This is a genomic window from Streptomyces sp. NPDC003011 (assembly GCF_053591515.1).
The window spans coordinates 68470-94143 of the sequence record NZ_JBSFTY010000029.1 but is presented as its reverse complement, the minus strand read 5'-3'; the positions used below and the strand labels follow the sequence as shown (position 1 = coordinate 94143).

Annotated in this window: 23 protein-coding genes, 1 tRNA gene and 1 pseudogene; 10 read left to right on the top strand and 15 right to left on the bottom strand. The window is 70.5% G+C overall.

The window, feature by feature from the left end; genetic code table 11:
• Positions 1–353: pseudogene (locus ACWD0J_RS17065) on the bottom strand (hypothetical protein); the annotation flags it as partial.
• A gap of 312 nt (positions 354–665) precedes the next feature.
• Between ACWD0J_RS17065 and ACWD0J_RS17060 the strand changes: the two are divergent.
• The gene (locus ACWD0J_RS17060; protein WP_451496604.1) at positions 666–1058 is read left to right on the top strand and encodes an HIT family protein; all 393 of its coding nucleotides are present in this window, start codon (positions 666–668) and stop codon (positions 1056–1058) included.
• Positions 1059–1061: 3 nt separating this feature from the next.
• Here ACWD0J_RS17060 and ACWD0J_RS17055 read toward each other — a convergent pair whose 3' ends face one another.
• From ACWD0J_RS17055 to ACWD0J_RS17005, 11 genes are all read right to left on the bottom strand, one after another.
• Positions 1062–2150 (bottom strand): UDP-N-acetylglucosamine--N-acetylmuramyl-(pentapeptide) pyrophosphoryl-undecaprenol N-acetylglucosamine transferase, encoded by a 1089-nt coding sequence (locus ACWD0J_RS17055; protein ID WP_451496603.1) that lies wholly within the window; start codon positions 2148–2150, stop codon positions 1062–1064.
• A 114-nt stretch (positions 2151–2264) separates the two neighbouring features.
• A tRNA-Thr gene (locus ACWD0J_RS17050) sits at positions 2265–2340 on the bottom strand.
• 199 nt (positions 2341–2539) lie between these two features.
• Positions 2540–4204 carry a proline--tRNA ligase gene (locus tag ACWD0J_RS17045; RefSeq protein ID WP_451496602.1) on the bottom strand — a complete coding sequence of 555 codons (1665 nt, stop codon included), beginning with the start codon at positions 4202–4204 and terminating at the stop codon, positions 2540–2542.
• Positions 4201–5307, bottom strand: a complete 1107-nt coding sequence (locus tag ACWD0J_RS17040; RefSeq protein WP_451496601.1) for a glycosyltransferase family 4 protein — start codon at positions 5305–5307, stop codon at positions 4201–4203. Before ACWD0J_RS17040 ends, ACWD0J_RS17045 begins: the two co-directional genes overlap by 4 nt.
• Positions 5304–6035 carry a WbqC family protein gene (locus tag ACWD0J_RS17035; RefSeq protein ID WP_451496605.1) on the bottom strand — a complete coding sequence of 244 codons (732 nt, stop codon included), beginning with the start codon at positions 6033–6035 and terminating at the stop codon, positions 5304–5306. Before ACWD0J_RS17035 ends, ACWD0J_RS17040 begins: the two co-directional genes overlap by 4 nt.
• A gap of 2 nt (positions 6036–6037) precedes the next feature.
• A complete protein-coding gene (locus tag ACWD0J_RS17030; RefSeq protein ID WP_451496600.1) occupies positions 6038–6763 on the bottom strand; it encodes a PIG-L deacetylase family protein in 726 nt (241 codons plus the stop codon).
• A 5-nt stretch (positions 6764–6768) separates the two neighbouring features.
• Positions 6769–7293, bottom strand: coding sequence for a dCTP deaminase (gene dcd, locus ACWD0J_RS17025; protein ID WP_451496599.1), 525 nt, complete (start codon positions 7291–7293; stop codon positions 6769–6771).
• Positions 7290–7844 (bottom strand): dCTP deaminase, encoded by a 555-nt coding sequence (locus ACWD0J_RS17020; protein ID WP_451496598.1) that lies wholly within the window; start codon positions 7842–7844, stop codon positions 7290–7292. The genes dcd and ACWD0J_RS17020 overlap by 4 nt, the downstream gene beginning before the upstream one ends.
• Positions 7841–8653 (bottom strand): TauD/TfdA family dioxygenase, encoded by an 813-nt coding sequence (locus ACWD0J_RS17015; protein WP_451496597.1) that lies wholly within the window; start codon positions 8651–8653, stop codon positions 7841–7843. Before ACWD0J_RS17015 ends, ACWD0J_RS17020 begins: the two co-directional genes overlap by 4 nt.
• On the bottom strand, positions 8646–9821 hold the full coding sequence (locus tag ACWD0J_RS17010) for a metallophosphoesterase (RefSeq protein WP_451496596.1): 1176 nt from the start codon (positions 9819–9821) through the stop codon (positions 8646–8648). The genes ACWD0J_RS17015 and ACWD0J_RS17010 overlap by 8 nt, the downstream gene beginning before the upstream one ends.
• Positions 9809–10417 (bottom strand): rRNA adenine N-6-methyltransferase family protein, encoded by a 609-nt coding sequence (locus tag ACWD0J_RS17005; RefSeq protein ID WP_451496595.1) that lies wholly within the window; start codon positions 10415–10417, stop codon positions 9809–9811. The genes ACWD0J_RS17010 and ACWD0J_RS17005 overlap by 13 nt, the downstream gene beginning before the upstream one ends.
• A 239-nt stretch (positions 10418–10656) precedes the next feature.
• Between ACWD0J_RS17005 and ACWD0J_RS17000 the strand changes: the two genes are divergently transcribed.
• From ACWD0J_RS17000 to ACWD0J_RS16975, 6 genes are all read left to right on the top strand, one after another.
• A complete protein-coding gene (locus tag ACWD0J_RS17000; RefSeq protein WP_451496594.1) occupies positions 10657–11982 on the top strand; it encodes an XRE family transcriptional regulator in 1326 nt (441 codons plus the stop codon).
• A gap of 739 nt (positions 11983–12721) precedes the next feature.
• Positions 12722–13558: a hypothetical protein gene (locus ACWD0J_RS16995; protein WP_451496593.1), complete on the top strand. Its 837-nt coding sequence runs from the start codon at positions 12722–12724 to the stop codon at positions 13556–13558.
• A gap of 72 nt (positions 13559–13630) precedes the next feature.
• Positions 13631–14821, top strand: coding sequence for a DNA-processing protein DprA (locus ACWD0J_RS16990; RefSeq protein WP_451496592.1), 1191 nt, complete (start codon positions 13631–13633; stop codon positions 14819–14821).
• A 127-nt stretch (positions 14822–14948) separates the two neighbouring features.
• Positions 14949–15266, top strand: a complete 318-nt coding sequence (locus tag ACWD0J_RS16985; RefSeq protein ID WP_451496591.1) for a hypothetical protein — start codon at positions 14949–14951, stop codon at positions 15264–15266.
• 171 nt (positions 15267–15437) lie between these two features.
• Positions 15438–17852 carry an N-6 DNA methylase gene (locus ACWD0J_RS16980; protein ID WP_451496590.1) on the top strand — a complete coding sequence of 805 codons (2415 nt, stop codon included), beginning with the start codon at positions 15438–15440 and terminating at the stop codon, positions 17850–17852.
• A 138-nt stretch (positions 17853–17990) separates the two neighbouring features.
• Entirely contained in the window at positions 17991–19256 is a 1266-nt protein-coding gene (locus ACWD0J_RS16975) for a DUF1173 family protein (RefSeq protein ID WP_451496589.1), read from the top strand.
• A gap of 268 nt (positions 19257–19524) precedes the next feature.
• Here ACWD0J_RS16975 and ACWD0J_RS16970 read toward each other — a convergent pair whose 3' ends face one another.
• The 3 genes from ACWD0J_RS16970 to ACWD0J_RS16960 all read right to left on the bottom strand — a co-directional run bounded on the left by ACWD0J_RS16970 (position 19525) and on the right by ACWD0J_RS16960 (position 21925).
• Entirely contained in the window at positions 19525–20775 is a 1251-nt protein-coding gene (locus ACWD0J_RS16970; RefSeq protein ID WP_451496588.1) for an MFS transporter, read from the bottom strand.
• Positions 20776–21003: 228 nt separating this feature from the next.
• Entirely contained in the window at positions 21004–21594 is a 591-nt protein-coding gene (locus tag ACWD0J_RS16965; protein WP_451496587.1) for a hypothetical protein, read from the bottom strand.
• A gap of 19 nt (positions 21595–21613) precedes the next feature.
• A complete protein-coding gene (locus ACWD0J_RS16960; RefSeq protein WP_451496586.1) occupies positions 21614–21925 on the bottom strand; it encodes a hypothetical protein in 312 nt (103 codons plus the stop codon).
• Positions 21926–22438: 513 nt separating this feature from the next.
• Here ACWD0J_RS16960 and ACWD0J_RS16955 point away from each other — a divergent pair.
• The 3 genes from ACWD0J_RS16955 (at position 22439) to ACWD0J_RS16945 (ending at position 25619) form a co-directional block, all read left to right on the top strand.
• Entirely contained in the window at positions 22439–23335 is an 897-nt protein-coding gene (locus ACWD0J_RS16955; protein ID WP_451496585.1) for a hypothetical protein, read from the top strand.
• A gap of 129 nt (positions 23336–23464) precedes the next feature.
• The gene (locus ACWD0J_RS16950) at positions 23465–24631 is read left to right on the top strand and encodes a hypothetical protein (RefSeq protein ID WP_451496584.1); all 1167 of its coding nucleotides are present in this window, start codon (positions 23465–23467) and stop codon (positions 24629–24631) included.
• A 163-nt stretch (positions 24632–24794) separates the two neighbouring features.
• Positions 24795–25619, top strand: coding sequence for a hypothetical protein (locus ACWD0J_RS16945; protein ID WP_451496583.1), 825 nt, complete (start codon positions 24795–24797; stop codon positions 25617–25619).
• Positions 25620–25674 lie beyond the last annotated feature (55 nt).

The following is a 25674-nucleotide window of genomic DNA, read 5'->3' as shown; positions in this document are numbered from 1 at the left end:
ACGGTCACGTTGTCGCCGGGAGCGGTGGCGTGCGCGGCGGGCGCCAGGAGCAGGGCCGCCGAGACGGCCCACAGGTCGGTGACGGTGTACTCAGTCGACGACGCCTCGCTGAGAACTACCGCTGCCAGTCGGCGTACGAGGGGTGAGCGCGGTATCGCGCCGCTGCACCAGTTGTAGCCCGCAGTGGGGTGTACCGGGTCCTCACCGACCGCCTTGAGCTTGTCGTTGATGCCGCGCGTAAGCCCGCGGGCCGAGAGGCGTCCATGGTCCAGCGCTGCGATGAGCGCGGTGTTCGCCTGCCGTTGAGAGGGTGCGTCCGGTGCGCACGGCCGCGGGCCGCTGACAGTGGTCACACAGGTAGCGTAGGACGGGTTCCCCAGATTGGATTCCCGTCTGACACGGCGGGGTTCAGCGGCGAAGACGTGCCAGCGCCAGGCAAGTTCGGCCGGGACGTCCTCGGGCTCTGCTGCCTGCTGTTGTGGAGCAACCAACCGCTGCACTGCCACCGCCTTTTGCCGTTTCTGCCCCGGGCAAGGGGCACGCCTGTGCCCTTCTCGAAGGGGTGCTCAGGAGACTGGTGAGGTAGCTGTGTGGAGGGTGAGTCGTGTGGCTGAGCGGTAATCTTGGGCGCCTAGATCACCGACGGAAACGGAAAGTGACGAACTGTGACCACTGCTGCTGTGGCCCCTGCCCACATCTCCGACTTCTACTGCCACCAGGCCCTTGCCGGGCTCGTGGAGATCGAGCCGGTGATGGAGACGGACCGAGTGCTGGCGTTTCATCACACCAAGCCGTCGCACCCGGTGCACATCGTGGTGGTACCGAAGGAACACATTCCGTCGCTGGTTGACCTCGGAGACGGTGGGCCCGAGCTGCTGGCGGAGGTCATGGAGGTGGTGGCCACGGTGGCCGGGCAGGTGAGCGACAAGCACGGCGCGGCCTCAGTGACCACGAACCTCGGCCTCTACCAGGAGTCCAAGCACCTGCACTGGCACGTCTATCACCGCGGCGAAACGGACGAGCAGATCTTCGCCCTGTACGGCCACGGCGACCGCTGAGACCTACCTGGCGCGACGCGCCGCCTCGAGCGTCTCCTGGGCAATGCGGCCGGCCGCCCGATGGATCGCGGCGGGTTCCGGACGACCGGAACCCGCGGGAACCTCAGCGAGGTGCAGGCAGGCCTCGGCGAGTACTGCACCCCCGGTGAGTTGGTCATCGTCCTGGACCACGCGGCTGCGTCCCTCGTGGCGCCGCGCGTAGGCCTCGGCGTTGACCAGCTGGTCGCCACGACTGACGCTGGCCGGAAGCGGGATGAGGACGGCACGCTTGCCGAGCGCCTCCAGCTCGGCCAGCGTCGTCGCCCCGGCCCTTCCGACGACCAGGTCGGCCAGCCAGAGCGCGTCGGTCATCTCCTGGTGCAGGTACTCGACCTGCCAGTAGCCGGCCGTTCCGTCGAGGGACGGGTCGAGGTTGCCCTTGCCGCACACGTGGACCACCGCGAACCGGCCGCGGAGCTTGTCCAGTTGGCTGCGTACGGCATCGTTGATGCGGGCGGAGCCGCTGCTGCCACAGAAGATCAGAAGCACCTCAGCGCCGGCCGGGATGCCAAGTTGGCTGCGCAGCCGCTCCGGCCTGCCCTCGGCGAGGTCGTGACGCAGCGGCAGGCCGGTGACCTGCGTCTTCCGGGCGAGCCAGGGCGGCGTCTTGGACCGGGCCGGTTCGGAGAGGCAGACCCGGGCGGCCATGCGAGCGAGGATCCGGTTGGCGAGTCCGAGGGAGTGGTCGGACTCGTGGATGACAAGCGGGACACGGCACAGCCAGGCGGCGACGCCGACAGGGACGGTGACGTAGCCGCCCTTGCTGAAGACGGCGTCGGGACGCTCGCGGCGCATGGCCCGCCAGGCGGCGCCAATGCCGCGCAGCACCGTGAAGGGCATCGTCAGGTTGCTCCACGAGCCGTAGCGCTTCAGGCCGGCGGAAGGTACAGAGCAGAAACGGATTCCTGCGTTCTCGGCGTACTCGTGCTCGATACTTCCGTACCGGCCGAAGAACACGAGTTCGTCCACGCCCTGCGAGGAGAGCTGGGCGGCGACGGAAAGAGCGGGGACGACGTGCCCGGCGCTTCCGCCTCCGGTGATCGCAATTTTCATCAATACCGTTTCCGGGTTCGCGTGACAGGTGTGAAGGTGGCTGATTCGCTTCAGCCGGTGCCCCGCACCCTGGCACGGTCGATGACCGCGCGCGGTGCCGGGCTCCGGCTGAGTTGGTCGGGCCGGCCGGACTCGAACCAGGCTCCTCGGCAACACTTTTGCCGTGCTCCACCACTTGAGCTACGACCCGTTTACTGTGGTGCGCCTTACGCTAGGGGCCGCCGTATCCGGGCGTCAACCGGATCGTATGAATACGGCGGCGTTTTCCGCCATCGCTCAAATGCGTGAATGCACGAGGCTTTTATCGACATGCGAGCATGCCGAATAGCGTAGCCGTAACGGGTGTTTCGGTGACGCTATTCCCAGCGGGCCGGGCGGCGCCTTAGGGGTTATCCGGCGGTGGTGGCCTCGGGAATGTGGCTGGATTGAGTGATGGTGGTACGTCCGGTCCAGCGGCTGATGACTTCGACCTCCTCGGCGGGTCGGTCGGGGGAGAGTACGGCGGCGTGCGGCAGGCCCAGCAGGCGTGCGTAGCGGAGCTTCTCCCCGGCGGGCAGCGGCCGGTCGTCGACGAAGAGGCTCACGCCACGGGCGGTGAGGTCTTCCACGAGCCGGTCGGTGCGCTCGCGCATCTCTGGCTGGTCGGCGCGCAGTACGGCGAGGTGGATGTCGGCCGGCCCGGTGCCGGGCTTCCAGCGCAGGCCGTGGTGGTCGCGGTGGAGGTCGGCTGCGGTCTGCATGCAGCGGGTGATGCCGATGCCGGAGCAGGCCATCCAGGGGACGGCCTGGCGTCCGGTGTGATCGGTGAAACCGAGCTTCATCGGCTGGGAGTACTGGGTGCCGAGCTCGAAGACGTGAGCGACTTCGACGGCGCGGACGGCGCGGTGGGTTCCAGGACAGAGGGCGCAGAAGCTGCCGTCCGAGGCTGCGGCGAGGTCGCGGCCTCGGGGGGTGAGGGCGCGCAGGTGCTGGTCCCCGTGCCAGGTCACGCCGCTGCGCAGCCCTTCGCGGCCGTCCGAGATCGCGAACTCGTCCAGGTCTGCGACGGACCAGTCGAACAGCAGGAGGGTGTCGGGGCTGTCCGCGGCATCCCACGGGGTGAGGGTCCCGGCCTCCTTGCCGAGGACGCCCGGTAGGTCCTGCGGCTCCAGCAGGGCGACGCGCGAGGCGCCGGTGGCGGCGGCGACCTTGCGGGCGCTGACCTTCAGGTCGGAGCGGACGGCCACAGCGGCCGGCTGGATGTGGCCGTCGGGGTGGGTGAGGACGAAGGCGATTACGTTGACGACGGGCGTGACGGACGATGGTGCGGGCCGCGCGGGCGTGACGTCGCCGTCGCCGCGGTTGCCGCAGCGGTCGCAGGCGACGATGGTGCTCTGCCCAGCGTCGGACAGCACCAGGTGCTCGGTGCTGGGACCGGCGGAGATGGCGCCTCCGTCAGCCGGGGCCTGGAAAACCCCGCTCAGTCCCATGCCGGTCAGGGCTGCGGTGCAGGCGTCGTTGAGGAAGGCCACCGACTCGCGCATGCCATCGGCGGACACGTCGAAGGTGTAGGCGTCAGCCATGGTGAATTCCCGGCCGCGCATCAGCCCGCCACGCGGGGAGAGTTCGTCCCGGAACTTGCTCGTCGACAGGAAGAGCCGCACGGGCAGGTCCCGGAAGGAGCGCAGGTGCTCTCGGACCGTGGCGGCCGCGATCTCCTCCGAGGTCGGCGCGAGGCACATCTCCTCGCCGCCGGAGCTGCGCACCGTCAACAGAGCGCCCTCGCGCTGATAGGCCTCCCACCGGCCGGTCTCCTCCCACAGCCGGCGGCTCTGCAGGGTGGGGGCGGCGAAGGTGAGCCCGCCGCGCTCCTCGAACGCTTGGCGGACGATCACGGACATCCGATCGTGGACCCGCAGGCCGAGCGGCAGCAGGGTGTGGACGCCGGTGGCATCGGTCCGGGAGATCAGGCCCAGGTGGTACAGCAGGTCGAGGGTGGGATCGGTGGCCTCGCCCGCCCTGCGGCGGACGGGAGGCCACAGCCGGCTGGCGTGCAGGGCAGTGGTGGATGTCATCGGCGCCCCTTGATTGCGGTCTGGGACAGGCAGGTCAGCTCTGCGCTGGTGTTGGCGATGTCGTGCCGGCGGGCGTTGGCCGCGGCCGCACCGTGCAGGTCCTGGCGCAGCGCCTCGTCGGTGGCCACGCGGTCGATGAGTGCGGCGAGCGCCGGCGCGTCACCGGGCCGGTAGGCCATGCCGCCGTCGCCGAGGGTGTAGTCCAGGCCGGGCAGGTCGCCGTAGAGGACGGGCAAGCCGTGAGCCTGGGCTTCAACGGCGACCAGACCGAAAGCCTCCAGCTGGCGGGTGGTGAACACCAGCGCGTCGAATCCGGCGAACCGCGCCCACAGCTCCTCGCGCGGCAGGAACGGCTCGAAGGTGACCCGCTCACCCAGGCCGAGACGTTGGGTGCGCTCCTTGAGGAGCGGGAGCTCGCTGCCGCTGCCGATCACGGTGAGGTGGTGCTCGTCCTGGGTGAGGGCGAGGGCTTCGATCGCGGTGATGGTGGACTTGTTGGCGTCCAGGCGGCCGGCGTGCAGAAGGTCCAGCCGGTGCCCGGGTCGGGGCGCGGCGGTCGGCTCGGATGGGAGCGGTACGCCCCAGGGGACGGCGGTCAGCCGGTCGGTGTAGGCGTGGTGGGTGAGCCGGTCCACCTCAAAGCCCATGGCCGTGTTCGGGACGACCACCGTGGTGCTGGCGGCCACGATCTCGGTGAGGACCTCACGGGCCTGCTCGCTTTCGGCGGCGGCGATGACGTCGGTCCCGTGCGCGACGGACACCATGGGTGTGGTGCCGGCCGCGCGGGCGAACGCGAGCGCGAGACCGAACCCGAGGTGCTGGGCGTGGATGAGGTCGGGCCGGTGCGCGCCGATGAGGTCGGCAACCTCGCCGGTCAGCTCGGCTGCGTAGGCGCCGAAGCCCGGGCCGTAGGGCTGTTTGTCGGCAGCGAGCAGGGCCGTCTCGGGGAAGTTGTGCTTCCAGGTGCCGGTGCCGGGCAGGCCCAGGTACAGCACCCGGAAGTCGTCGGTGAGCCGCTGGTAGACGTCACTGCACCAGATGGTCGAGCCGCACGAGGGCTCCATCGGCAGGTCGATCCCGGTAAGGATCAGCGGGTAGGTCATGCCGCACTTCCCTTCTCGGCGCGCGGGAGATAGGCGTCGAACGAGGTACGCAGCAGCGCGGCGGTGCCAGCCCACCCCAGGGCGCACACCGTGTCGATGACGGACAGACCCGTGACGAACTCCTGGCGGGGCCACGCCTGGACGTAGGGCGGGTGCCGGTCGGCGAATTCGTTCCACCGCACCGAAACCCCGTGGCGTGCCAGCTCGCCGGTGTCGAGGTAGCCGCGGGTGCCGGATCCGGCCCACAGCACCGTCTCTCCGGCGGCCGCGCAGATCTGGGCCAGCCGATCGGTCTTGCCGTCTGCCCTGATCTTCATCTGGGAGGTGCGCAGCAGACGCGCCCGGGAGCCGAGCGCGGTGGCGAGGGCGGTGATCAGGCCGATGTTGAGGTCTGCCAGGTATCGGTGGCCGGCGGTCAGCGCCGGACGCAGCACGTTCAGGGCCTCGTCGAGGTAGGCGGTGCGGGCGTAGGCGAGGCGGATCTGGCGCAGCATGGTCCCGGGGTCGAAGGAGGGCGCGATCCGGGTGTCCTTGATGAGCTGGCCGCTCTCACGGACGACCGGCACGGTCAGCCAGGCGAGGCCGTCCGCGGTCTTGATGCGGTTGCGGTTCTGCCAGCCGCCCTGGGTGTACTGCACGTCGTCGTAGAAGGCGATCGTGTCGCAGCCGAGCAGGGCCTCGCAGAATCCCAACCACGGGGCAAAGGGCGGCTGTTCGATGTAGATCATGGTCACGGCCGGGCGTCCTCTCGCGAGGGAGCGAAGGTGAGCGTGAGCAGCGTGCTTTCGAAGGCCTCGAAGGCGCGCCCCGTGGACGCGGCCGCGGGGCGCAGGGACCATCCGGCCCGGGCGGCGCGGTGGCGGGTGTACTCCTCGCTCAGGTACCAGCGCCCGCCCTGGCTGTGGTGCGCGTCCAGGGCGCGGATCTTGTCGTCGACGACGTCGGTGATGTCGACGAGGACGGTCGGGCTGAAGCCGGAGCGGGGGGCGTGAGGTTCGCCGTGGAGGACCGTGTGGCAGGTCGGCACCCGAGTGGCGGCGTTCGCGGCGGCTGCGGCGACCGCCAGGTGGTCCTGGTGGTCGTTGGCCGCTCGCGGACTGTGGGTGATGAGCAACGTGCACCCAAGCCGGTTCAACTCGGCCTCCACCAGGGAGATCAGGTGGAGGTCGGCCACCAGCGCGCCGTCGGTCAGGTGAAGGAAGACCACGTCGATGCCGGTGTCCTGCCAGGCGGCGGTGACCTCCTTCTCCCGCTCGCCCTCGGTGAGTTGACGGCCTGCGCCGGCATCGGCGACCGATACGCCGTTCGCGCCATGGGTGACGACGACGACCGACACCATCGCACCGGCCTCGCGAGCCCGGCGCAGCGTGCCGTAGCACAGCAGCTCGGCGTCGTCCGGATGGGCGACCACGGCGACCACTCGTTCCACCGACCCGCCGCAGGAGGCGATGGACACGGGCGTCACCGGGCCTCGAAATCGCGGTGGGCCAGCGACGGCCGCGGACCCTCGGACCCCTGGTACTTCCCGTCGTAGAGGACGATCTCCCCCTGCGGAACCCAGAAGGTGACCTGCCCAATGAGCAGCCCCGGATAGATCTTTACGCGCTGCACGGCGTGCAGTTGCAGGGTGAGCTGCCCGTAGGAGCCGATGTCGATGAGGTCAGCGGTGCAGTGGACGAACAGTCCCAGGCGTGCGATCGACGAGCGGGCGCGGATGATCGGCACATAGGAGTCGCTGCCGATCTTCTCGCGGGTGGAGGCCAGGTAGATGCGGTCGGGCTCCAGCACCATGCCCTCACCGGGGATGGTGTGCTCCTCGAACGGGTTCTCGCGGGCGCAGTCGAGGACCGGGGAGGTGTACCAGCCGATGCGCTCGCTCAGGTGGAAGTCGTAGGAGTTCGGCTGGAGTCGTTGCTGGTCGTAGGGAGCGATCTGGATCGCCCCCACTTTGACCTGCGCTGCGATCTCGGGACCGGTGAGGATCATGCGGCGGCCTCCCGCCGGGCGGGGGCCGCGCCGAGGCCGGCGGCCGCACGCGGGGAGCATGCGGTGGGCTCGCTGATTCCGCCGTAGAGCCCGTCGTAGGGCAGGCGGGCGCCGACCGGTTTCCAGAAGCTCACCTGGCCGATCCGCATGTGCGGGTAGACCCGCAGGGGCTGGACGACCTTGATCTCCAGGGTCCACCGGTGGGCGGAGCCGAGGTTGCCGAGGTCGGCGGAGATCTGCAGGAACATGCCCAGTCGGCCGAGCGAGGACCGGCCGATCAGGCTCGTCACGTACTCGTTGCCGCCGACGGTCTCCACCGTCGCGCCCAGGTATACGACTCCTGGACGCAGGACGTACCCCTCGTCCGGTAGTTCGATGACGGCTGTTTCGGCCGGGCGCGTGGGGTCGGTCGGATCGCTCGTGACCTGCTTCAGCGTCCTGCCCAGGTGGTAGTTGTAGCTGTTGGGGTTCAGCAGATCCGCGTCGAACGGGACGATGGTGATCTGTCCGGCCTCGACCGACGCATGGATCGCGGAGCCTGTGAGGATCATCGCGTCCCTCCCCGTGCTCCCGCGCCGACGTACGTCTGCCGCAGCAACCGCCGCTCGGCGGCTTCGTACCTGTCCTGACCTTCGCCGAGCGGCATCCGGCCGTGCGCGTAGCGGTGCTGGTCGAAGACGAGCAGGTCGCCCGGCATCAGACGGACGGTCGTGCGGCAGGCGACGACGGCGTCGACGAACCGGCCGAATGCTGCGGCGGCCTTCTGGGGTTCTTTGGCGTCGAAGAGTTCGCCGCGCTCGAGGTGCGGGTGCATCTTGGCGGTGAACCGGATCGGCGCACTGCCGTTGATGCGCTCCGGCAGGACGGGGAAGCGCTCCAGGCTCTCGCCGACGCCGTGTACGTCCTGGTCAGCGAAGTACGAGAAGACCGGCTGGGCCAGGATCACGCGGTCGGTGTCCGACAGGGTGTCGGCAGCCTCCCAGAGGTCGGACAGCGCCGACGCCCCGCCGCCCAAGGGGTCTTCGCGGACGCAGTACAGGGCGATGTAGCGAGGGAGGCGGTCGCGATCGACCAGGTCGACGTGGAGCCGGTTCTCGCCGACGCCGTGCGTGCGCCCGGGGTCGGCGGACAGGCGGACCGACAGGTCGCTCCAGCAGCCGTCGTCCGGGTACACGGACAGGACGGGGCCGAGGCTGGAGAGCAGGCTCAGGCCGAGTTCCAGGTTCAGCGTGTGGTCCTGTCCCTCGAACCGGACCAGGGCTCGGCCGTCGCCCGGGCCGGTGACGGCGTCGGCGAGCTGGCAGGGTGCGTGCGGGCCGCTGGTCAGCTCGCGGCCATTCAGGGTCAGCACATCACTCATGAGGACTCCGAACGAGATCGGTGAGGGCGTCGCGCAGGGCGCGTGGGGGATGGACGCGGCGGGCGGGCAAGCCGAGACGGTCGGCGACATAGCCGGTGGTCGCGACCGTGCCCGCGCCCGGGGCACGGTCGGTGGCGGCGACGAGTTCCTCGCCGACGGCGTGAGCCCGGGCCGTCAGGTCGTCGAGCGTCCAGGCGGCGTCCAGGACGACGAGGTCACTGTCGAACGGGGCGCAGGCCATCAAGTCCTGACGGGTCACGGTCTGCGGCAGGCCGCGGCGCAGGGTGTAGAGGTTGAGCACGAACGTCTGTGCTCCGAGGGTGCGGCGGGCCTGTTCGGCGACGCTGCGCGCGACGTCGCGACGGGCCGCAAGCGGCGCGTCCAGGGTGCCGAGCAGCTCGTTGCCCCAAGCCGCGTACGCCTCGAGGTCGGCCTCCAGGCCGTCGCCGGACGGTGCAGAGTGCGGACTGGTCTCCTGGGTGACGCGGTGGGAGCCGGACGGATCGAGGGCCAGGCGCAGCAGCCCCGCTCCGCCCGCTGGCGGCTTCGCGACGTGTCGGCCGGCCTCCGTCCAGTGCGACCACGGCGAGTGGCAGTGGGCGGCCACGACCACCTGCAGCGGCCAGTCGGCCACCTGATCGGCGACGTCGGCGAGGAAACCTGTGTGGCTGACCCCGATGACGATGTCGGCGCCGGCCTTCCGCAGCCGGGCCGCCTCCGCGCCGATCAGTTCCGCGGTCGGGTCGCAGTACGTGAAGTCGGCCCGCTCCGGTTCCGGGATCGTCTCGAAGGCCTGGCGCCCCAGATAGCCGACGACGCCCAGACGGTGCGCGCCCCGCTCCAGGGTCAGTCCGCTGGCCCAGCGACCCGCAAACGCGGCAGGGGGGCGCAGGTTGGCGCAGATCACGGGAGGGAAGCGATCCGGAGCCCTCAGCCGCATCAGGTCGGGAAGGTCGTGGTTGCCCGGCACGACGGCGTCGTACAGCTCCGACAGGAGCCGCTCCTCGACCCGTCCCTGGGAGAAGGCGTGGAAGGCGCTGCCGGAGAAGAAGTCCCCGGCGTCGACGGCCACGGCGCCGTTCGCCCTCGCCGACCGCACGGCGGCAAGCGCGGCGCGGCCCTCGGGGAGAGCCGAGTGGAAGCAGCCGGTGGCGATCACTTCGAGCACGGCCGGGTCCTCTCGATCGCCACCACGCGCAGGACCGTCGGCGCCGGCGGGTAGAAGTCGGCCCGCGCGATGCCGTCCACCTCCTCAACCCGCAGGCCAGCAGTTCCGTCGACTGCCAGCTGCTCGGCGCCGAGGATCGGCATCACCACCAGGCCGCGCGCCAGCCGCGGCGAGCCGAACACGTGGCGGACCAGGGCGACGGCCAACTCCGGGGCGAACGGCATGATCGACACCAGCGTGCTGCCGGGCTCCAGGCCCTGGTCGAGGTCGACGTGGCGGACGTCGTCGATCGTGATCCGGGCGCGGTCGCCGAACTCGCCGAGACGCTGCTCCAGTTGGTGCTGCAGCCGGTGGTCCTTCTCCACCGCCCAGATGCGGCAGCCTGCCGCGCCGATCGTCGCGGACAGCGTGCCCAGTCCCGCGCCGACCTCGAGGACTTGGCCTCCGTTCGGTATCTGCGCCCGCTCCAGGAGACGGCGAGCTGATTCGGGCGACCTCAGGAAGTGCTGACCCAGGTCCGCGCGTACCTGGAATCCGCTGGCCGCGAAGTCGTCGGCCAAGGTCGGGGCTGTGCCGAGGAGCGGTGACTGATGCATCACTGAGTTCCCTTCACGATGCATGCACGCGACGCCGGTGTCCGGCGTACTACTGATGGAGAGAAGCCCTCAGCCCTGGGTGTTGGCCCAGACCGCCCTGGGGGGTCAACGCCCGATCGCTGGGGTGACCGAGTGTCGGTCAACTGTGCGGACCTCAGAAGGAGTTGACGGTCATCCCCCGGTAATCCCGGCTGGCTCGCGGCTACAGTCACTGCAGGCACCGGTGATTGGATGACAGCGTGGCCGAGAAGACACACCCGCTGGCGCAGGCCCGGAAAGCGATCGGGCTGAATCAAGTTGAATTCGCCCGGGAGATCCGCCGGGCCGCCGAGCGCCGCGGCCTGAGATCGGGTGCGACCAAGCAACGCGTCTACAAGTGGGAGACAGAGGGCGTCACGCCCGATGCCGACTCGCAGGCCTACATCGCCGAGGCATTGGGGGTCCCTGCCGCAGCGGTGGATCCCCGCTCGTGGCCGCACTGGCTGCCGGGCACCGGCGGCATGGTGATCCCCCTCGGTCCAGCCACCCCGGTGCCAGCCCTCCGAGAGGCATTGCGAACAACCATGGAACGCTCCCGCCGCACCTTCCTGACCACGATCTCCGGCAGTGCCCTGGTCACACTGGCCAGCACCTGGGCATCGACCGACTCCCAGGCCCTGACGAGCGAGTCGGTGCACGGCACCAAAGCGGTCGGGGAGGAAGTGGTCGCCCTGCTCGAAGAGACCAGCGCCCGACTGACCGTTCAGGCAACCGAGCAGCGCCAGCACACCGCACCCCTGATTGACACGCTCCTGACCACGGTCACCGACATCATCGAAGGCAGCCGGTACAACCGGGCGGTCAAACTGCGCCTCCACGCACTCGCCGCGAGTCTCAGCCAGACCGTGGGCTGGCACCGGTTCGACTACGGACTGCATGCCGAGGCGAGCCAGTACTGGATCGCCGGCCTGCACAGCGCTCACACCGGGGGCGACCGCGACATGGGCGCCGCTCTGCTCGGCGACCTCGCCTACCAGGCCTGCTGGCGGGACGACCCGCGCACGGCCGCCGGCATTCTCGAACGAGCCCTTTCCGGGACCCTGCACCCAGCTGCCCAGTCCCTGCTCCAACTCCGCCTCGCGCGGGCCCTGGCTGCGCAGGGCGAGCGGCGCGCCGCCCTGCGGGCCCTCACGGCAGCCGAGTGTCTTCTCGACGCCTCGTCCGGGGAGCCCAAGCCGGCGTGGTGCGCGTGGATGTCCGAAGCCGACCTGGCCGTCGACTCGGGCCAAGCCCTGCTGGACCTTGGCGACACCCGCCGCGCCCACCACCTCATCCGCGAAGGCCAGAAGCTGCTGCCGCCCAGCCGCGACAAGACCCGTGTCGTCTTCCGCGCCTACGAGGCCCGCAGCCACCTTGGCTTGGGAGAACCCGAACGCGCGGCGGCGGCCGCGATGGAAGCACTTCAGGTCGCCCAGCGCATCGGCGCCCCGCGGTGCGTCAGCCTCGTCCGCGAGCTCGTTCCGTCCTTCGAGTCGTTCCCCCGAGCCCAGGGTGTCGGCGAGCTGCTGGAACAGATTGCGGCGTAACGCGCCTCGCGCGTCTCCGCGTGATTGAGCGGTGCCGCCGGCCCGCCTTGTTCCCCTACGAAGCGAGCCGCCGCCCGCTCCCGCGATGGCGGCCGGGTGCCTGGCCCCCGAGTTCTGCGCACAATCGCCACGCTCGAGGGTGCGCAGAGTGGTCCCCGTGGCAGAGGCATAGGTTCCCCGTAGCTGGAAGGGCTCCGCAGCGCCCTGGCCGAAGGAGGCGCTGGCCCTGTCGTCCCGCGCCTGTTCGAGAGCAAGGCCGTTCTCGGTACACACGTTTCCCCCCGGGCTGCGATGGCTGCCGGATGGAGCGGCCGCTGATGTCGGCCGCCTCCCGCCAAACCAGCACAGCGCGCAGCGTCCCGTCGGCGGCAGTGACACCGGGCGTGAACGTTGTGAGAGTTGGCCACTCGCCGTGAGAATGCGTGATGCGGAGGGCCTAGGTCCGCAACACAGGGATTAGCGGTTGTCTTCACAACCCCATATCCCCTATGCTCCCGTCATCAGCGGCGAGGCGGGTTCGCATGCCTTCCCCGCGCAGGACGATCGGACGGTTCGTCTTGCGCCGTCGCCCCCGATGCGGCGTATGGACCGCGAGGGCAGGCCCGGCCGAATGCCCGGCGTCGCGGCCACCCGACCCCACACCCGGAGCCGTTGGCCGGGGCGGCGCTGCCCGTTGATGCGACCGCCCCGGCCAGCCTTCGTGGCAATCACTTCATCAGCCACCACTTGGGAGGTCCACATGATCACCACCCAGCAGTGTGCCCAGGACCGCGCCGGAAACCTGGGGATGGCCATCTGGTTGAGCCTCTTGCCGCACGCCGATCTGCCCGAGCCCAACCGGTACCGCAGCAACGACAACGCTCCCGATGTCGACTGCCGTCCGACCGAGGTCACCGAAGCCGCGGAACTCAGCCCCGGCGACCTGATCCTTGCCCCCGTCACCATGGGCAGGGAGAGGGAGCTGGACACCAACCGGCTCTTCGCCTTCCATTCCATCCGGGAGGCCGTCCGGCGGCGCGAGAGTGCAGTACGTCTCGTCGAGTCCGTCAGCGCCCAGTCGATCAAGGTGTACGAGCATCTGCACATTCCGTTGGGCGGCTGGGCATCGTGCGACCCAGAACGCTTCGGCCAGCCTGCGGACTTCGCCCGCGAGACCACTCGGTACGCCGTCCCCGCGCAGACGCGCCGGATCGCCCGGATCGGCTGCCTCGACGAGTTCCTGCCCCGTTTGCAGGCGCACCCCGACTACGCGGACTGGGTGGCCGCCTACGCCGAGTGCGAGCGGCAGCAGGAGGCGGCGCAGGCTGAGGCGCGCCGCATCCACGAGGCCAACCAGGCCGCGCTTGCCCCGCTCAAGGCCGCCGCCGACCGCCTGACGGAGATCGCCGCAGAGGAACTGGTCACGGTCCGGGCGGGCTACGGCGCAGAGCCCTCGGTCGAGGCGGTGAATACCTGGCTCAGGGAGAACGGCCGCCTGCGCACCTACGTGTCCGGCCTCATCCGGGTGAAGGGGCTGAGCGTCAGCGAGGGCCTGGAGATCGAGCAGCTTCTGACCGCCCTCGGCTACCCCGCCTGAACGCCCGGCCCGACCTCACCCGGACGGCGGGGGTCGGGCCTGCCCCAACTACCAGCACACCAAAGGAGGTTCATGAGTCTCCCAACGGCAGACGAGGACCGGATCGCCCGTCTGGTCCTGTCCCAGGCGCTCGGCCACCGGGCCGAGGATGGGTTGCTCACCGGCCGGGAACCGTCCGCTCTCCTGCAGAGCGCCGACGATGTCTCCTGGCTCGGCGTGCGCGGCCGCCGGCTCTTCGGCCGCATCGCGGCGGTCGACGGCAGGGGAATTCTGGCGCGAGCTGCTGGCAGCGGAGCGCGCTTCATCGTTCCGGCCGACGACGAGTTCCCCGACCAGTTGCGGGACCTGAACGCCTCCCGCCCCCTCGGATTGTGGGTGAGGGGCGACGCCTCGCTGGCCGAGCTCGTGCGTGGCTCGTACGCCTTCGTGAGCCCGACCATCATGTCGGAGCGCGGCACCGCCACGGCCGAGGACCTCGGGGCCGGGCTGGCGCGAGCCGGTCGTACGGTCATCACCCATCTGGGCCGGGCAACGATTCCCCCGTCGCTGCGCGGGGCGTTGTCCGAGGGCGGGCGGGTCATAGCCGTGCTGCGTCACGGTCTCGATGACATCGGCGGACAGACCACAGCGGACTATGCGGCCGCCGTTCAGAGCATCCTGGCCCACGGCGGTCTGGTGGTCAGCGCCGCCCCGTGGAAAGCCGGAGCGTACGACGACATGCACGCCGAACGGGCCCGCCGCTGGCGCGTCATGACCGCGCTCGCCGTCAACGTTCTCGTCGTCGAGGGCAACCGGCGTCAGCTCCCGGTGTGGACGAGCGCCTTGCGTCGCACCTGGCTCGCTGTCCCGGGCAAGAGCACGGCCTACCTGGCGGACCTGCCCAACTACCTGCTCCAGCAAGGACACGCCGACCGCGTGCGCACGCTCACCGACGTCTTCAGCCCGCTGCCGGAGCAGATCCAGACCCCTCACCCCCGCCTCACAGACCCCGATGAGGACTGGCGTAAGAGCGCCGTTGCGGCATGGATGTCCGCAGCCCGCGCCCGGGGCATCAGCCCGACCTCGGTGGATGCCGAGAGCTGGGACGATGACCACGCCGGGACCGTCCGCATCGGCCCGGACTCGTTCGACCTCCGATCTGACCAGTTCGCCGTCCGAGCCGTTCCCCAGGAACCACTGGAGACCGGCGACCACTCCGGCTGCTACCAACCCCACCGGGGCGCGGAGGGCGAATACGTCGACTGCGACGGGCGCGCCCTATAGCCAGAAACAGGGTTGTGTATCCAACTCTCTTTCTCTAGGGTGGGTGTCGTCCCGCAGGTGGGTCGCCGGGCCGTTCGCAGGCCCGGCGACCCGCTCAGTTCTCCACCACGGACCCGGGAGGCCCCCGATGACTGCCTACGGCCCGCTCCCGTCCACTGTCATTGCCGTCGACCCGCCCGGTTGTGGCTGCACCGAGTGCATGACGGGCGAGTACGTGCCCTTGCACCGCGCCACGCCGGACCAGGTTGCCTCGCTCCTCAACGGCAAGCTCCACAACAACCTTCACTCCGGCACCAAGTTGCTCGTGAATGTCGTCTACGAGTTCCTGAGCCCCGGCGGCACCCTGACCGTCCAGACGGTCGTCGTCACGTTCCACAACGAGTACGACGACCGGTACAGCGCGCTGTCCTGGGAGCTGACCGCCGACCAACTTCCCACCGGCTGACGAGTCCCGCACCATCCTCTGCTGCACCGGTGCCTCGGGCGCGATCAGCCCAGCGTTCACCGCCCCCGTCTGCGGACGGCGCCTCTGTGATCTGTCCACCCCGTTGGGGCCCGGCTGACGAAGCCGGGCCCCAACGCTGTCCAGCGACTCCTGCCGTGAAGGGAGACTGGCGTGGCGCCACTCTCACTCGCACAGCTCGAACGACACCTGCTGGCAGCGGCCGACCTGCTGCGCGGCCCGCTCAGCGCCCACGAATACCAGAACTATCTGCTGCCGCTGCTGTTCCTGAAGCACGCCAGCGACGAGTACGACGCCACACGGACCCGGATCAAGGCGGCCGCCACCGCGCAGGGAAGCAGTCCGGAACAGGCGGCGGACTTCGCCGACTCCCCGGCCGCCCACGAACGCGCGGGCAGCCTGTACGTCCCGCCGGCCGCACGCTGGGGTCACCTGGCAGGCGCTGCCGACCGCATCGCGGAGAGCCGCCTTGCCCCCGCCCTGGCCGCGATGGCCACCGCTCACCCCCAGCTCACCGACGCGTTCGCCCACCTGGACTTCACCAAGATCGGAGGCCGCGAGGGCGCGCACGCAGACCGACGGCTGCGCGCGCTCATCGACCACTTCTCCGCCGTCCCCCTGCACAAGGCCGCCCTCGCGTACCCGGACATGATCGGAGCCGCGTACGAGACGCTCCTGGGGAACTTCTCCTCCGCGTCGGCGGGGGGCGAGTTCTACACCCCCGGACCGGTGGTCCAGTTGATGACCGAACTGGCCCGCCCCGCCGCCGACGCCCGCGTCTACGACCCCTGCGTGGGTTCCGGCGGGATGCTCATCCAGGCCGCCCAGTACGTCACGGAACACAGCGGCGGCGTTGAACACCTGAAGCTCGCCGGGCAGGACACCAACCCGCGTACCACCGTGCTGGCCGCGATGAACCTGCTGCTGCACGGCGCCCGGCACTTCGACCTGCGCACCGGCGACACCCTGGCCGAACCGCAGCACGGCACCGACTTCGACCTCGTGCTGAGCAACCCGCCGTTCTCCATGGACTACTCCCGGGCCACCATCGCCGCCCCGTCAGAGCGCATGCCCTACGGGATGACGGCCGAGAAGGGCCGCGCCGACTGGATGTTCGTGCAGCACATGCTGTACTCCGTGCGCGGCCGCGGCGGCAGCGTCTTCACCGTGCTGCCCCACGGAGTTCTCTTCCGGGACGGCACGGAGGCCAAGATTCGCAGCGCGCTCCTGGAAGCGGATGTGATCGAGGCGGTCATCGCCCTGCCAGCAGGACTGTTCACGAACACGTCCGTTCCCGCCTGCGTCCTCGTCCTGAGGTCGCCGGGAGTGAAGCGTCCCGAGCTGCGGGGCCGGGTGCTGTTCATCAACGCCGACCGCGAGTACCGGGCGGAACGCGCCCGCAACGTGATGCTTCCGCAGCACATCGAGAAGGTGACGGCGGCCTTCCACGCCGCCGTCGACGTGAGCGGCTTCGCCCGCGTCGTCGATCGCCGCGAGCTGGCCGACAACGACGACAACCTCAACATCAGACGATATGTCGACAACAGCCCTCCGCCGGAGCCGCAGGACGTCCGCGCGCACCTGTACGGCGGCATGCCGCGCGCCGAGGTCGACGCTCATCAGCCGCTGCTTGAGGCGTACGGGCTGAGCGCCCACGATCTGTTCGTCGAGCGGCCGGACGATCCGGACTACCTCGACTTCCTCCCGGAGGGTGAGCGCCCCGACACCGCACGACTCAACGCCATGGTCGCGCCCCGGGAGACCGGCTTCCTCGCCGCCTTCACCACGTGGTGGGAAGGAGGCGCCGACGGGTTCGACACACTCGCCGGCCGCGACCGGTCCGCAGCCGGGCATGTGGGGGAAGTCCGGGAGAAGTTGCTCGCCTCGCTGCTGGCCCAGCTCACTGCGATCGGACCGCTGGACCGGCACGGGCTGGCCGGTGCCTTCGCCTCCTGGTGGCACGCGTCGCGCACCGACGTGTCCTGCCTGATGCACAACGGATATGCGGGACTGGTCGACGGGTGGCTGCAGGAGGTCCGAGGCCGTCTGGAGCCGATGCTGGACCCCGCGACCGGAAAAGCCCGTCGGCCATCGGCCGCCGAACGCCGCACCGTGTACGAGCACCCGGTAGTGGGTGCCCTGATACCCGGGTTCGCCGCCGAGCTCCGCGCGGCCGACAGCGCCGTGGCCGCAGCCGAGCCTCCTGACGGCGAGAGCGCGAACAGTGCTTCCAAGGCCCGACTGCGCAGCGCCCGGGCCCGGCTGAGCCAGTTGGAGGCCGATCTGTGCCCGCCGTCCGACGCGTTGCCAGGCGGGTCGCGTCTGGAACGCGAACGGTGGGCGCTGCGCTGCCTCGGCGGGGAACGCGACCTGGTCCACGGCGTGCTGCGCGACCGACTCAAGGCCGAACTCATGCACCAGCTGCAGCAGCGTCGCAGCCAGCTGCACGAGCGCTACCGGAAGTGGGAGGACAAGTACGCCGTCTCCTTGGCCGCGACGGAAGCGGAGTCGGCCGCCGCCCGCGCCAAGATGTGGGAAACGCTCCACGACATGGGGTACGCGGACTGATACCGGATCAAAACGGGGTGTTCCATTCGATATCCCTGTCGTTGGACCGGCGGTCGGTGCCGCATCATCAGCCATCCGTGGGGTGTCATCGGGTCGGAGGCACCCCACGGACCCGGCCCGCCCCCGGAGGAGGAGTACATGGGCCCTCGCCCCCCTTCCTCCCCGCCCGGCGCGCCGGACGGTTCGCCTCACCGTGTGCGGCTGGCCGGAACAGTGCTGCCGCTGACCTCGGTACGACGCGACCGGGCCCGGCTGGCCACGCTGTTCCGCAAGGCCCGCGCCGAGGACGGCTGCGCCTACTGCCTGTGCTGTCCCGGCCGAGATCTACGGCTGGTCATCCGCGTCCGGGACGGCCGCTACCACCTGGCCGGCTGGCCAGGAGAGGGCGACGAGCACGCGGCCGGCTGCGAGTTCCACAAGCTCGCCCCTGCCCTGTCCGGCCGGACCAGCTACGCCGAGGGCACCATCGTCGAGCGCCCGGACACGCTGAGCGTCCGCCTCAACCAGCCGCTGGCGCTGCGCCTCACCGGTGCCGTGCCCCCGCCAGCCGCCCCGGGAACGACGGACGCTGAAGGGCGGCGGGGGGTAGGCCTGCCAGGGGTCGCCCAGCTCCTGTGGGAGATCGCCGGACTCAATCACTGGACCCCCGACACCCCGCGGACGATCTGGAGCAGCTGCCATCGACGCGTGAGCAGCCACCTCCCGCACATCACGGTCAGCGGGGAATCCTTGGAGACGGTGCTCTACCTCGTGCCGCCGTTCCGGCGCGACACCGCCCCCTCCGCCGGTCAGGCGCTGGAGGCGTTCACTGAGCGGCTTGTGCCCGGCCCCCGAGTCGTTCGGCACGGTCTGGTGATGGGCGAGATCAAGGAGATCGGCCAGGCCCGCTACGGCCTTCAGATGTCCCTGCGGCACTTCCCCCGGCGGTTGTATCTGGACGACGCCCTCCTGGCGCGGCTGACCCGGTCCTACCCGCGCGCCCTGTCGGCTTCGGCGGCAGCAAGTCCCAAAGCACGACAGGTCGGACTCTTCGTCGTGGCCCGGTCGCCCGGCGGGCACCTGACCGTGGTCGACGGGTCGGTCATGCTCACCACGCGTGAGTACCTGCCCGCCGACTCTCTCCACGAAGTGACCATGGCGGAGGCCCTCACCGCCGGCGGCCTGCGCTTCCACAAGCCGCTGCGCTACGAGGGCACCGGCGTCTTCCCGGACTTCGTGATCAGCAATGCCGGGCGTGATCCGGTCTACGTCGAGGTGTACGGCGTGCGCGGACGGGAGGGATACGACTTCAGGCGCCGCCGAAAGCAGGAGCTCTACCGCGCATCCGGCATCCGGGTCATCGAATGGACCGTGTCGGAACCCATGCCGCCCCTGCCCGGCCCCGTCCTCGACGAAGAGCCCTGACTAAGGCTCGCCGACGCCCTGCCGACCGACGGCCAGACCGTGAGCGTGTCGCCGTCCAGGGTCACCCGATGGCGCGGGTAGGCGCCCTGAAGCTGCCTCAGCGCCCGTTGGTCGAACGTGCCACGCAGCACCAGCCAGCCGTTGCCCCGGTGTGCCTCCCGCGTTCCTTCCGGCCGGGGGTGGTTCGCCATCCTCGCTCGGCACAGCCGCCCGTACAGCGGGACGCGGCGCAGGAGGCCATACAGACGGGGGATTCGGCGCCAGAGAGTCACTTCGTACCGGCCTCGGGCCAGGCACAGCGGGCGAATCGGCTGAGGGCTGCCAGGACGAGCGCGCAGACGGCGGCGGACGCGAGTGGGATCGTGAAGCTGCCCGCGCCGTGGCCGGCGAGTGCGGTACCGGCGGCCAGCCCGACCCGAATGGCCGTCGACAGCCAGCCCACAGCCTCCGTCCCGGTGCCCGGAGGAGCCAGGTCTGTGAGCGAGAGACTGACGAGCGTGAGCAGAGGTACGAAGAGCAGGCCGGGAAGGAGCACCGCCAGGACCACGGTGAGCGCGCCGACGTCGCCGACGAGTGGCAGCCAGGACACGGCGAAGACCCCGGCGGCCACCGGCAGTTCCTGATGCCGCGGGAGCCGTGGGCGGTAGCGGACGAACAGCACGCCCCCGACGAGACCAGCGAGAGCGAAGCCGGCCGGCAGCGCTCCGGCCAGCCAGCCGTTGTCGTAGCGGGCGGCGGCCACGACGGCGGCGACGTCCAGCGCTCCCACGGTTCCCCCCAGGAACACCATCGCCAACAGCAGGAAGCGCATTGCCGACGGACGCAGCGGGCCGAGCCAGTCGGACGTACGCGGAGTCGGCGCCCACCTGCGGCACGCGGGGGCGGCGGCGAACGCGCACGACCCGATCAGCGTCAGGCCTGCGGCCGTGGCGAGCGCCGCACTCGGGGAGGCAGCCACGGACAACGAGATGGCCAGGACCGGCCCGAGGACGTACACGACCTCTTGCAGGGTGCTGTCCAGGGCGCAGGCGGCCCGGACGTGCGCGGCGTCCGGCATGATCCGGGGCCATAGCGTGCGAGTCGATCCCTCGAGCGGCGGGCACGCCATCCCCGCGACCACGATCAGTACGGCGGCCGGGACGCCGCCGCTGGAGCCCACGAAGGACAGGACGGCCAGAGTGGCCGCGGCCGCAGTTCCCCCCGCCACCACGGGCAGCCGGATCCCGCGCCGGTCCGCAAGGCGGCCGAGCGCTGGCTGCCCCACTCCGGGAGTGATGCTGTACAGCGCGGCGAGCACTCCCCCGACGGCGAGTGAGTGCGCGTCCAGGAGGATTGCGACGGGGACCATTCCCAGGGGCAGCCGCCCGAGCACCGCGGCGGTCGCCAGGAGGATGCAGCCGCGCTGACGCAGTACCGAGCTGAACGTCACTGGTTGTACGGGGTTCTGTGTCCGGTCCTCGAGCGCCGTCGTCGGCGGGGCCTCGCCGGCGTGCTCTGGTGCGGCTGATTGAAGCGCCATGCCCTGGACGCTAGGCAGCGTCCTCGGTCGAGCCAGCAGGCCGTTTATCCCCTTTCGGTGCTCCTTCGATCGGATGGTGGGTTTATGGGTGTCCCGACCTGTGGTGTCACCGGGAGTCGAAGCAGGCATACGCCGGCCGCCACCATCGGGACCCCCCGGACCTGCCGAGGGAATGAGATGGCGAATCCCATCGACTTCCCGTTCATTGGTGCCGGTGGACTGGCGAGGTCACCTTGAGCGCTGCACGCCAGGGCGTGCCTGCTGCTGTTGGACGGCGGCGGAAGCGGCCTGCCGGACGGAGGAGTCGCGGCGTGCCGTGGGCCGCGCAGGAGCCGCCGCGCGCGCCGGGCCAACTTGGGCCTTGGGTGCCCGGGCCGCGGTGACCTGCGCCGGCGGGGTCGGGCGCGTGCCCAGCCGCAGGACCTGCAGGGCGGGCCGAGGGTCCGGCCCCTCCGGGTCAGCGGGCACGAGCCGGAAAGCGATCCAGAAGCGGGCGGGCTCGGGACGCTCTTCACGCGGACGCTCCGGCAGGTGGGCGCCACGCACGGAGGTGATGTTGCGCCATCCCGGGTCGTGCTCGACGACGTCGAAGGGAAGCTTGCGCACATCGCTGACGTCGGGATGATCAGCCAACTGCCGTATGGGGCGGATGCGCGGGTCGTCCATGGAGATTTCGCCGCTCACCAGCTGCGCAATGCGGATGAGAGCCAGGCGCTGGACCTGTTTGGTCTCCGCGCCGTCGCGCCCTCGGAGTGCCTGGAGATCATGACCGGCCCTCTTCCAGTGCCGGTCTCCGCGGTAGCGGTCGCTCGGTGGCATGGGATCGGATGCGCCGACGTCAGCGACCGGCGGGCGGAGCGCCGTCGCCCATCACCAGGCGGGCGATGTCAGCCGTGCTCGTTTCGCCATCGTCCCCTTCCGCGGGCGACTCGGCGACCATCTGCGCAATCGTCCGGTCCTCGGTGGCGTCGACGGCCGCCTCCAGCAGGATGCGGTAGGTCGAAATGGGCAGCAGCACCGCCACGGCTTCCTGGTCCCCTATGAACACCGCACCCGCGTCCGGGTCTTGACACACCTGCGCGAGCAGGGATCGGAAGGTGGCGGCGACCAAGCCTGGCGAGTGGAGCGGAACAGATTCGGGCTCGGGCATGGGCTCACGCTAGGAACACCGCGCCCCGACCGAAGAGGCCGATTGACGGCAGCTTGCCCGGGTACCGACCCGAAAGCCCGACACCTCACCAAATAGCGGGTTGACAGAGCAACCTCGCCTTTGGACGCTTTTCACGGCAGCCAGGTGATCCGCCACCCGCCGAATACGGGGTTGACGGTGCAACTCTATTTGGGGATGCTCTGCCAAGCACGCTCTGAGCGCCCATCAGCTCCTGTCGGCTCCCCGAAGGCACCTCCAGGAACGAGACAAAGTCTCGCGGATCGTCCGACCGCCGACGCAGGCCAGCCCTCAGGCTGCCTTCGCCGATCGCGGTCGCGGGCCCTTCTTCCCGGACTCCCGACGGAGCCCGCCTGCGGCCGCGCCTGGGGCTACGGCTCCGGCCTGATCGGCTGCCACGCACGCGGCAACCACCGTGCGCCCGCCATCGCCGCCTCCACTCTCGCCGCCACCGTCTGAGCCCCGACCACCACACCCGAGAGACGAGACACCACCGTGATCACCTTCAAGAAGACCCGGGCCGGATCCGAACTGCACATGGGCGCGCTACTGCGTGACGCGCTGGCCCGTCAGGGCGTGAGCGTCCGTGTTGACCGGCCGTGGCCCTCCCTGCCGACTGAATACCTGGTGGCCGAAGCCCCCGACCGGCCGAGCGTGTGGATCACCGCCCACGACTGCAACGGCAGCACCCACTACGACACCCACCGGCGCGCCCTGATGGGAGTTACCGCCGTCGTCACCGACGAGCAGAACACCCGCTTCGTGTTCTGCGGACTGGACGCCGACACCGAGGCACGGCCAGCGGCGCAGGCCGAGGCATGCGCGGCAGCCGTCGCCGAGTTTTTCGGACTGCCGGTTCCAGCCCCGGAGCACCGGCGTTGTCTGCACTGCGGACGCAGTATCGAGTGGATCGAGGCCGACGGACAGGGTGCTTGGCACGACTCGTCCAACTGGATCGCGTGCGTGGACGGCGAGAGCCTGCATTCCCCGGAGCCGCTGTGCGGCTGGTGCGAGGACACCGGGCTTATCACCCTGTACGACGCTTCCACGGACGGGATCACCGGTCACCGGCCGTGCGACTCGGCTCCATGTGCCAAGCGCCGGAAGGAGTCCGCCGCGCGGCTCGCGCAGAAGCACACGGACCCGTTCACCGACGGAACGCAGGAGTTCGGGCCGCAGATCTGCGCCGAATGCCACTGGGGCGGCTTCGCCCCCAACGGCCAGCACACCCTGGGACGCCCCGATTACATGTGCACGGCCGACGGGTGCGGCCACACCGTCGCGCACGCCGATCTCACTAAGGGACTGACGGACGGCCAGAGCCTGACCGTGGTGGACGGGCGCCTGTACGTCGCCGAGCCCTACAGCGGCCCCCCTCTTCCCCCGTTCTAGCCCCCGCCGCCCCCGCCCCACGGCGCCAACCGGCGCCGGTGGGTGGCCGGTTCGACACCGGCCGGGCGCACCGAGCCCCCGCTCGTCACGGGATGACCCCCGACCACGGCAACCCGGAGGGAAACCAGCATGACCACGATCCGCAGCATCGTTCGGGAGACCGTCCGCCCGTCCTACACCCGCTACACCCCCACCAACGGCCGGAAGCCGGAAGGAACTCTTTACGGCGTTGACGGGTGGCTGTTCACGCTGCCCGGCGAGACGCTGGGCGGACGCCGGTACCCTCAGCGCGCCTACGCGGCCTATCAGGTGAGCGAACGCGGCATGCTGTTCTGGCAGGTGCGCGAAGTCGGGGGCGAACGACGGCAGGTCGGCAGCCACAGCACCAGCCGTAAGGGCGCCGTCGCCCTCGCGGTCGGCCACATCGCCACCCAGCGGGAAAAGTCCGCCGCGCGAGTGACAAAGGCGCCAGCAGCCGCCGACTCGGCATCGCGGGAGTGCGGGTCGGCGCACGGCAGCACCGAGGAGCAGGGCGGACCGCGCCAGCCGGTCGCACGCCTGAGCACGGATGAGCGGATAGCGCGGGCGCGTGCCGGGTGGGAGGCCATCCGCCCGCACTGGGCGGAAATCCGTATGGCGTACCCACTCACCGGGGGTGGCGCCTCTCTGCGCTTCCACGACCGCGAGGGACGCCCTACCGGCGATCTGATCACCTTGACCAGCCGGGGCCGCGCCGGGGCGCCCAACGATCCGGCCGGTATCTACCTGTTGGAGATCACCAACGGGGCGATGACGGACGGACTGTTGATCGCAGCCGGGTGGCATCTTGCGCGCAAGGGTTACAACTACGCGCCCGGGGCCGCGTGGGCGCCCGAACCTCTGCGGGAGGTAGAAGCGAAGCAGTGGGCCGAGTGGGCGCCGCTGCTTCCCGACGGGCATCGCGAACCAGCGGCCGCCCGCGTCCCGCTGGTGATGACCGCCGACCACATCGCCTACCGAGATGCGCTGTACGGGCCGCCGCCGGCCCTTGAGGAGCGCGTCGCGCTGCCGGAGGGGATGAGCGCGCGGCCCAAGCAGCACGGCCGGTGGGAGATCTGCTTTCAAAACCGGATCTTCTTTGACCTGACGTGGCGGCCGGTCATCGGCGGGGAGCGGTGGACGGTGTGGACCAACCCGCACGCAACCAGGCAGCTGACCACGACGGACAACCCGGCGGACGCCGTGGCGGCGATCGTCGCACGTATCGCCGAGAGGGACGCCGCCCTCACCGCACGCCGCGCCAAGCGCGAGAGCTGAGGGGGCGCCGTGCACACGGTCACCGCCGCGCGTGTCCGGCTCGTACGCAGTACCGCATCGGAGCGCCGGACATCGAGTGCCGCTACCCCGTGATCATCGGCGCCGACCAGGCGCCCGCCCGGGCCCAACCCCACCCCGACCCATCTCAACCGAGGAGCCCTCTGTGTCTTCCCTCGCCCCGCGCCGCACCGCCGCGCACGAACTCCGCGTGACCGCCCAGGTCATCGCAGGCCTGCCGACGCAGCCCCACGCACCCGACCAGTGGACCGTCGTCTTCGCCGACTTCGGGCACGAGCTGCTCGTCCTCGGCACACTGCCCACACCCGACCCGCACTCGGAGCTCGCCGCCGCCCTGTTCGCCGTCCTCCACGGGCTGGACATGGCGTCATACGAGATGACCGCCGACAGCGCGGCCGCCGCCGAGCGTCGCGCCCGGGCCTACTTCGCAGCCGAGCGAGCCGGGGTCACGGCATGGGCCGACACCGCGATCCTCGCCCTGCCCGGCACCCCCATCCCCGCGGAGGACGCCCCGACCGCGTGGCGCATTCTCACCCACGCCTTCGCCTCGCGGGGTCTCACTCCGCACCACGACGACGACGCCGGGAACACCTGGCTGGTCGTTGGCCCGGACCGGGACTACCCGGGGGAGGGTGTCCCCCACGGTGTGCTCTACGTCTACAACCCCCACAGCGATGAGGGGGAGGAGGAGATCACCGTGGACCGGGCGCCCACCATCCCCTCCGACGAGTGGGTCGTGCTGGCCGGCGACGGCAACAGCGGCGAGAAGGAACTGATGAGGCGGCCCATCTCCCAGCTGGCCGACTGCATCGAGGTCATCGTCGCCCTGGTGGCCGGGGAACTGTGCCCCAACGGTCAGCCCCGCAGCGAGTGCACCGAGTCCGACCCGTGCGAGACCTGCTGGCAGGACCAGCACGACGAGGGCGACGTCATCGAAACCAGCCTCGGGCTTCAAGGCCTGCGGGACTGACCGGCACACAGCCCCACCGCGGGCGGGCGCGAATCCCCCGCCCGCGGCCGGGCCG

Bases quoted from the DNA above. Each gene is read 5' to 3' on its own strand.
- ACWD0J_RS17055 (WP_451496603.1), bottom strand. From the start codon at position 2,150: ATGAAAATTGCGATCACCGGAGGCGGAAGCGCCGGGCACGTCGTCCCC.
- ACWD0J_RS17045 (WP_451496602.1), bottom strand. From the start codon at position 4,204: ATGACATCCACCACTGCCCTGCACGCCAGCCGGCTGTGGCCTCCCGTC.
- ACWD0J_RS17040 (WP_451496601.1), bottom strand. From the start codon at position 5,307: ATGACCTACCCGCTGATCCTTACCGGGATCGACCTGCCGATGGAGCCC.
- ACWD0J_RS17035 (WP_451496605.1), bottom strand. From the start codon at position 6,035: ATGATCTACATCGAACAGCCGCCCTTTGCCCCGTGGTTGGGATTCTGC.
- dcd (WP_451496599.1), bottom strand. From the start codon at position 7,293: ATGATCCTCACCGGTCCCGAGATCGCAGCGCAGGTCAAAGTGGGGGCG.
- ACWD0J_RS17020 (WP_451496598.1), bottom strand. From the start codon at position 7,844: ATGATCCTCACAGGCTCCGCGATCCATGCGTCGGTCGAGGCCGGACAG.
- ACWD0J_RS17015 (WP_451496597.1), bottom strand. From the start codon at position 8,653: ATGAGTGATGTGCTGACCCTGAATGGCCGCGAGCTGACCAGCGGCCCG.
- ACWD0J_RS17005 (WP_451496595.1), bottom strand. From the start codon at position 10,417: ATGCATCAGTCACCGCTCCTCGGCACAGCCCCGACCTTGGCCGACGAC.
- ACWD0J_RS16995 (WP_451496593.1), top strand. From the start codon at position 12,722: ATGATCACCACCCAGCAGTGTGCCCAGGACCGCGCCGGAAACCTGGGG.
- ACWD0J_RS16990 (WP_451496592.1), top strand. From the start codon at position 13,631: ATGAGTCTCCCAACGGCAGACGAGGACCGGATCGCCCGTCTGGTCCTG.
- ACWD0J_RS16985 (WP_451496591.1), top strand. From the start codon at position 14,949: ATGACTGCCTACGGCCCGCTCCCGTCCACTGTCATTGCCGTCGACCCG.
- ACWD0J_RS16975 (WP_451496589.1), top strand. From the start codon at position 17,991: ATGGGCCCTCGCCCCCCTTCCTCCCCGCCCGGCGCGCCGGACGGTTCG.
- ACWD0J_RS16970 (WP_451496588.1), bottom strand. From the start codon at position 20,775: ATGGCGCTTCAATCAGCCGCACCAGAGCACGCCGGCGAGGCCCCGCCG.
- ACWD0J_RS16965 (WP_451496587.1), bottom strand. From the start codon at position 21,594: ATGCCACCGAGCGACCGCTACCGCGGAGACCGGCACTGGAAGAGGGCC.
- ACWD0J_RS16960 (WP_451496586.1), bottom strand. From the start codon at position 21,925: ATGCCCGAGCCCGAATCTGTTCCGCTCCACTCGCCAGGCTTGGTCGCC.
- ACWD0J_RS16950 (WP_451496584.1), top strand. From the start codon at position 23,465: ATGACCACGATCCGCAGCATCGTTCGGGAGACCGTCCGCCCGTCCTAC.